At 49.4% G+C, this 6,218-nt stretch carries 5 protein-coding genes; all 5 read left to right on the forward strand.

The features are described from left to right. The first annotated feature begins 48 nt into the window (after positions 1-48). Positions 49-1,776, forward strand: coding sequence for an ABC transporter ATP-binding protein (locus tag FD01_RS13795; protein ID WP_056964858.1), 1,728 nt, complete (start codon positions 49-51; stop codon positions 1,774-1,776). Beyond that, the gene (locus tag FD01_RS13800; protein WP_056964851.1) at positions 1,769-3,526 is read left to right on the forward strand and encodes an ABC transporter ATP-binding protein; all 1,758 of its coding nucleotides are present in this window, start codon (positions 1,769-1,771) and stop codon (positions 3,524-3,526) included. Before FD01_RS13795 ends, FD01_RS13800 begins: the two co-directional genes overlap by 8 nt. Positions 3,527-3,628: 102 nt before the next feature. Continuing rightward, entirely contained in the window at positions 3,629-4,549 is a 921-nt protein-coding gene (locus tag FD01_RS13805; protein ID WP_056964853.1) for a hypothetical protein, read from the forward strand. 38 nt (positions 4,550-4,587) lie between these two features. Beyond that, a complete protein-coding gene (locus FD01_RS13810) occupies positions 4,588-5,043 on the forward strand; it encodes a hypothetical protein (protein ID WP_056964855.1) in 456 nt (151 codons plus the stop codon). A 422-nt stretch (positions 5,044-5,465) separates the two neighbouring features. Next, entirely contained in the window at positions 5,466-6,125 is a 660-nt protein-coding gene (locus FD01_RS13815) for an EAL domain-containing protein (RefSeq protein ID WP_054719312.1), read from the forward strand. Positions 6,126-6,218: the final 93 nt, after the last annotated feature.

Here is a 6,218-nt window from a genome sequence, read left to right on the forward strand (position 1 = left end):
TTTTCATTGCCTTTTGGGCAAGGGCGCAGCGCTTGCGTGATTATAACTATGAAAACTCTATGGCCGTATTTACGGCGTTTTGGCAAACCGGCGATCATTGCCACCATTGCGACGATCGTGTTGGCGTTTGCCACCCTTTGGCAGCCGCGCTTATTGCAATCGATGATGAACGCGATCATTGCTGATGACCAAAAAACGGTTTTGCGATTAGGGATCTGGTTAGTGGGGTTGGCAGTGTTAGGCATCGCGGCGGGGATCGTCAATACCTTTTATTCTGCGAAAACGGCTGTTGGCGTGGCGACGACCATGCGGCGGGATCTATATGCCCAAGTGCAGAAATTCGCGTTTGCCGATATTGAACAATTCTCTGCCAGCAACTTGGTGGTGCGCATGACCAACGACGTCAACCAAGTCCAAGGCATGTTGATGTCAGTGTTTCAAATCGTCTTCCGGGTGCCAGTGTTGTTCGTTGGCGCGCTGATTTTGGCATTGATCACGATTCCGCGCATGTGGTGGGTGATCGTGTTGATGATCGTGATCGTGGTGTTGATCGCGGTATTTGGCACGAAGAAAATGGGCGGCTTGTTCGCCAAAGTCCAAACCGATATCGATGAAGTCAACACCATCGCGCGTGAAAATTTAATGGGCGTGCGCGTGGTGAAGTCCTTCAACCAAGAACCGCAACAGATCAAACAATTTACCACGGCTTCTGATCGCATGGTCGATATCACCGTGAAAATCGGCTACACCTTTTCATGGATGATGCCAGGGTTCTTTTTGATCGCTAATCTGACTTGTGTGGGGGTATTGTTGCTGGTCGGGCGCAGTATTGGCGCGCATCCTAGTGACTTAGCCGCGGTGTCGAGCTTTATCAGTTATGTGATGCAGTTGCTGATGGCGATCATCAATGCCTCATTCATCCTCACTGGGGCCACGCGGGCGTTCGTTTCCTTAGGGCGGATCGGCAAATTGCTCGAACATGAGCCGTCGATGGTCTTGCCACAAGGGCCAGAAGAAAAACTCACCGGCAGCTTGGAATTCAATGATGTGACTTTTACTTATCCTGGCGACCAGGAACCGACATTAAAAAATGTCAGCTTTAAGGTCAAGCCTGGTGAAATGCTCGGCATCGTCGGGGCGACTGGGTCTGGTAAGTCGACGCTGGCGCAATTGATCCCAAGATTATTTGATGTCGATCGCGGGACGATTCGCATCGGCGGACAAGACGTGCGTGATCTCAATGCGGCGACGTTGCGCAGTAACGTGGCCATGGTGTTGCAACGTGCGACCTTGTTTTCTGGCACGATTGCCAATAACTTGCGGCAAGGCAAACCTGATGCGACGCTGCCGGATATGCGCTGGGCGGCCAATGTCGCACAGTCCGCAGAATTTATTGATCGCTTAGATGCCCATTTTGACGCGCAAGTGGAAGAACGCTCCGCCAACTTTTCTGGTGGGCAAAAGCAGCGTTTGGCCATTACGCGTGGCGTCATCGGCAAGCCGACGATTTTAATTATGGATGACTCGACTTCAGCGTTGGATGCGCGCAGTGAACGCTTAGTGCAAGATGCGTTGAATCATGAACTGCAAGACACGACCACGGTGCTGATTGCTGAGAAACTGTCTGCAGTGATTCGCGCGGATCAAATCTTAGTGGTGGATCATGGGCAAATCGTGGCTGCAGGCACCCATGAGGAACTGGTGAAAACCAGTCCGATTTATCAAGAAATTTATCAAACCCAGCGGGCATTGGAAGGGAGTGAGGCACATGCGTGATTTTAAATTAGCGATGCATTATTATCGCGTGTACCTCGGTCGCTTCTCATGGTGGTTGCTCGGCGCCATTGCCACTGTATTAATTTTTGCGGTGACCAATGCGGCGTCACCGATGTTTTTAGGTCGCGCGATCACCGCGTTGACCAATACCGTGCAACACGGGCAAAGCTTATCCGTGTTTTATGTGAATGCCGGGATCTTAGCCGCGCTGTATACGGCGTCGAGTTTTGGGGATTGGGCCACGTCGATGATCTTATCATGGGTCGGCGGCACCGCCACTGGTGATATGCGGACGGGCTTGTTCAAAAAAATGCAACGCCTGCCAGTCAAATACTTTGATACCCATTCGGATGGGGACATTTTGGCGCGGTACACGTCAGACCTGGATAATATTTTTAACGCGATGAATGAAGTGTTCGTGCAAATGTTTTATTCGATTTCCCAATTCATCGGGGCGCTTTACGTGATGTTTGCCGCGTCGCAACAACTCGCTTGGGTGACGTTAGCGACCACACCGCTGGCGGCGATCATTGCCGTGATCAACATTCGCCAAGCCAGTCGCGCGGTGAACTTGCAACAAGATAATGTCGGCAAGCTCAACGGCTACATCAACGAACAAGTCACGGGGCAAAAAGTGATCATCACCAATGGCTTGCAGGAAGATTCGCTGAAGGGCTTCGACGAGCTCAACGACCAAGTGGCCAAAACGACTTTGCGCGGGCAAATTTGGTCCGGCGTTTTGCAACCGTTGATGAGTGGGCTGATGTTGTTGACGACGGCCATTGTGATTTTCTTTGGCAGTTGGTTAGTCTTACAAGGCAACTTATCTACTGGCGCAGCCCTGGCGTTAGTCGTCGTCTTCGTTCAATACGCGCAACAGTATTTCCAACCCATCGTGATGATGACCAGTCTTTATGCGCAGATTCAATTGGCGATCACTGGCGCGCGGCGGGTAGCGGAAGTGCATGAAAATGCTGAAGAAGTGCGGCCAAAAGACGGCTTGCCAGTGTCTGCGGTCAATCAAGCTTTGCGCGTGGATGATGTGCGCTTCTCTTACATTCCCGGCAAAGAAGTCTTGCATGGTGTGTCCTTTGAAGCGCGCCGTGGGGAAATGGTGGCCTTAGTCGGGCCAACGGGTTCTGGTAAAACCACCATCATGAACTTGTTGAATCGCTTCTATGATGTCGATAGTGGTGCGATTTTAGTTGATGGCGTGGATGTGCGCAAACTTGATTTGACGCAGTTGCGCGATACAGTCGGCATCGTCTTACAAGATCCGCAACTGTTTTCCGGCACGGTGGCGACGAACTTGTGCTTTGGTAAACCCGATGCCACTCGCGACGAAATGGTATCTGCCGCCAAGCAAGCTTATATTCATGACTACATTATGAGCTTGCCCAAAGGGTATGACACGCCATTGTCTGATGAGCAGAGTTTGTTCTCCGCAGGCCAAAAGCAGTTGTTGAGCATTGCACGGACGATTTTGACCGATCCGAAGCTGTTGATCTTAGATGAAGCGACGTCCAATGTCGATACGGTGACTGAGGCTGCGATTCAAAAGGCGATGGATAACGTGATCGCTGGGCGCACCAGCTTTGTGATCGCGCATCGCTTGAAAACGATCCTGGCCGCTGACCGTATCGAAGTCTTGCAGCATGGACGCATCATTGAAGCCGGCAATCATCAAGAGTTGTTGGCGCAAGATGGGTTTTACGCCAGCTTGTACAAAAATCAAATGGTGTTTGACTAAACTGTTTAGCGCTGATCGTGATGATCAGCGCTATTTTGATGCGTAGAATTTGGCAGATTTCAGATTCGCTGATATGCTTGGCGCGAATTGGAGGTGGACACGATGAAAACTTGGGCCTATCGGTTGTTGTTTGATCTTTCAATTGCGTCAAAACAAGAATTATATGAAGCAGATCAAGTCGTGAGTCCCGCAGCATTGTGGGCAAAAATCGTCTGCATCTTGTCCTTTATGTGCGCGGCGTGTTTGCATCCCGGTTATCACTGGCAATGGGGGCAGTGGGTGATTGCCAGTGCGGTGATCGACTTAATGTATCGCAAGCGAGTGAATCGCGTCAGCAATTCAGACCAAGCGCATTTAAAATTAATCCGGCGCAATGCGATCGGCTTTGGCTTATTTTGGGGACTGATTGTTGCTGTTGGCGCCGGGTTGGTTACCGGACAATGGGGGATGACGTTGGGGTTTGGCTGGGTATTGGCAGGACTAGTTGGGTTGGTGAGTTACGCCAGACATCGGGAGTTGAATCCCAAACCGTTCACTGAAGTTTTTGTGGCCTATCGGCGCTCGCACCAAGTCGTGTATCGCACGAGCTTAGGTTTAGCTGTGCTAGATAAAGCAGAGGTGGCACAAGTTGAAGACCGCTTCGGCTTGGCATTGGCGGGCTTACAGATATTCGGCTATTGGTGTTTACTGGTGCCAGGAGTGTTGCAAGTCAATACGCATGATTGGTGGATCGGCTTGATTGCAGGCACGGTGGTCATCATGGCTGTTACCCATCAAGTGTCAAAGTCCGGGTTAGATCAAGAAATTTATCAAGATCCAGCGGCTTTTTACAAACGGCGTCGGCATTTGTTCATTTGGCAAATTGTGCAAATGGGGCTGTTTGCTGGCGTGTTAGGTGCAGTCGCATGGTTTCATGGGCATGATAGTTTGTTGACGGGGATGAATATCGTAATCGGATTAGGCTTGGGCCGGTCGGTTTACACCACGCGGCGGGCGAAAATTTTTCTTGGTGTAAAGCGCTGAACAATTTGGTATGCTTTGCGTGTTGGAGGTGGATGATCATGCGCTGGTTGTATTGGTGGTTGTTTGATGTTGAGATCATGAGCGATGAACAGATGCAAAAGACGAAGCGCGTGATCCCGTCGTTTGTTGTGCTGGGCTTCTCCGCTTTGATCGTTTTCTTGTGTGGGTTGATGGTGGCATTTGGCAATCAGTCTTGGTATTTGTTTGCGGCCATGATCGTAGTGCTGTCGGTGTTTTTGCTTTTCTATTATCAAGCCAAGGTCAGCAGCTTAGTCGATCAAAATCCCAGCCGCTATTTGCCTGAGGAATCCAAGACGTTTAAAAGGGTGAAGCGCGGTATGTATTTGGTGGAATTTCTTTGGTTTCTAACGGCAATCAAAATTCCTGAACTCGGGTGGCGTACTTTGTGGTTAGGTGGTTTAGGTATTTTAGTTGTGGCCTGGTCTTGGTATCAATGGCGACGGTTAAATCACCGGTTGCATATTGCCAAGTAAGGTTTCAAAAATTATTTTGGTAAAAAAATAAAAAGGCTTGCAAAACCACAACTATCAATATAAAATGAACCTTGTACTTGAGAACAAATGAATAAATCTGCTCACCTCAACCCAGGTCAATGATCGGTTGAGGACGACCCGTACACAGAGACGATTCTGGTCTGCTGTGGCGGGTCGTTTTATTCTCAAACTGATTGGCGATGATCTTCCCCCAAACCATCATCGCCGGTGTGTGCAATGAGAGCCTTAAGTGGCAATAAGTTTTGCAAGCTGGTCATCATTGTGATGGCTTTTTTGCGTGAATCCGAATTGAAATTATTTCACAAAGTGCGAAATTGGTGACTTAGATTTCACACCATACATCAAAAAGGCGTCGATCGCGCGGGCAAAGGTATCGTGGTCGACGAGAAAGTGAGCCAGTTATGATCAGATTCTTCGGGCAGCCTAAATATGCGCTCAACGACCCCAAAACCTTGATCGGCTACGAGTTTTTATTACGCGAGTGGCATGGTGATCACTGGCAAGTGCCAAGCGACTTCAGTCAATATCTTGCCGCAGACATCGTAGACTTGTTAGATCAAACCTTGGCGGTATTACCAAAAGATTTGCCACTATTGTCTTTCAACTTGGATCAAGCGCAGTTTGTCGATCCTGCTTTTGAGCAGGCATTAGCTGATTTACATCTCAAGCGACCGGTACATTTAGTCGTGGAACTCACCGAGCACGACGACCATGTTTCCATTGATGCCTTGAGTGATGCTGCGTCCAAATATGTGGCTTCGGGATTGCGCGTGTGTGTTGATGACGTCGGCACCGGCGCTAATACGCGGGCGTTAGTTGAAGCCTTGGCCCCTTATGCCAATGAATATAAGTTTGCGTTGCAGAATTTCCGCGCCGTGGGGACGACCAAAGAAGCCTTGCCATTGTTGAAATTCTGGCGCGACTTGGCAACGGCACAACATAAAGTCTTTGCGCTTGAAGGCGTGGAAGATCAAAATGATTTGGATATTGTCGCCGAATATGCGCCGGATGTGTTGCAAGGGTATTTTTACGGGAAACCGGCGCTGATCGACGTGGCATAAAAATAAAGTACATATCAAAAAAAGAAGTGTCTGACGATGATGTGAACCCCCAGGTTTGGACAATAATCCAAATCTGGGGGTTTTCTTATGGTC

This window comes from Lacticaseibacillus manihotivorans DSM 13343 = JCM 12514, assembly GCF_001435035.1.
Taxonomy (GTDB): Bacteria; Bacillota; Bacilli; order Lactobacillales; family Lactobacillaceae; genus Lacticaseibacillus; species Lacticaseibacillus manihotivorans.

What these genes read in the sequence shown, in the direction of transcription:
- FD01_RS13815 (WP_054719312.1), top strand. Translation starts at nt 5,466, where the DNA reads ATGATCAGATTCTTCGGGCAGCCTAAATATGCGCTCAACGACCCCAAA.
- FD01_RS13795 (WP_056964858.1), top strand. Translation starts at nt 49, where the DNA reads ATGAAAACTCTATGGCCGTATTTACGGCGTTTTGGCAAACCGGCGATC.
- FD01_RS13810 (WP_056964855.1), top strand. Translation starts at nt 4,588, where the DNA reads ATGCGCTGGTTGTATTGGTGGTTGTTTGATGTTGAGATCATGAGCGAT.
- FD01_RS13800 (WP_056964851.1), top strand. Translation starts at nt 1,769, where the DNA reads ATGCGTGATTTTAAATTAGCGATGCATTATTATCGCGTGTACCTCGGT.
- FD01_RS13805 (WP_056964853.1), top strand. Translation starts at nt 3,629, where the DNA reads ATGAAAACTTGGGCCTATCGGTTGTTGTTTGATCTTTCAATTGCGTCA.